Raw genomic sequence first — 699 nt, forward strand, 5'->3', positions numbered from 1 at the left:
TGGATGATGGTGCGCTCTATTCTATTTCCCTTTCCTATGCGGGGCTCGTGAGTAAACCTCTCAACGAGCGCGCGGAAGCCGCTGTAAAACGCTGGCAGTAAACTTTAATCACGAGGCAGTACTTTGGAATTTCTTATCGAATATGGGCTTTTTTTGGCCAAAACCGTGACATTTTTGGTAGCTATTGCAGTCATCATTGGTTTGATTGTGGGGGCTGGTTCTAAGTCTAAAAAAGATCCAGAAGGGCAGGTCGAAGTTCGTCGATTAAATGATCACTACGACGATGTCAAAGATCTAATGCAGGCTACATTGCTGGATGAAGATGAGTATAAAGCAAGTCTGAAAGAGGAGAAGAAAAAGCAAAAGGCAGAGGCGAAAGCGAAAAAAGCAGCATTAAAATTAGCGGCTAAAAGCCCAGCTAGTAATGAACAAGCAGAGCAAGCGAAAGACGCTGAAAAAACCGAACAGCGGGTTTTTGTTATCAACTTTGATGGCGACGTCAGGGCGTCGGCAACGGCTGCTTTACGGGAAGAAATTACCGCTGTTCTAGCCATCGCACGCCCAGTAGATGAAGTTGTAGTTCGGCTGGAAAGTGGTGGCGGCATGGTGCATAGCTACGGTTTGGCGGCGAGTCAGTTGCAGCGTATTACCAACGCCTCTATTCCTTTAACGGTTTGTGTGGATATGGTTGCGGCGAGT

1 protein-coding gene is annotated in these 699 nt (G+C 46.9%); it reads left to right on the forward strand.

Features of this window, described 5'->3' with window-relative positions:
• Window positions 1–123 precede the first annotated feature (123 nt).
• On the forward strand, window positions 124–699 hold a 576-nt coding region (locus tag ACFQEU_RS17140), incomplete at its 3' end, for a hypothetical protein (RefSeq protein ID WP_379784109.1).

Source organism: Halorubrum tibetense (assembly GCF_042661865.1).
GTDB classification, from domain to species: Archaea; Halobacteriota; Halobacteria; order Halobacteriales; family Haloferacaceae; genus Halorubrum; species Halorubrum tibetense.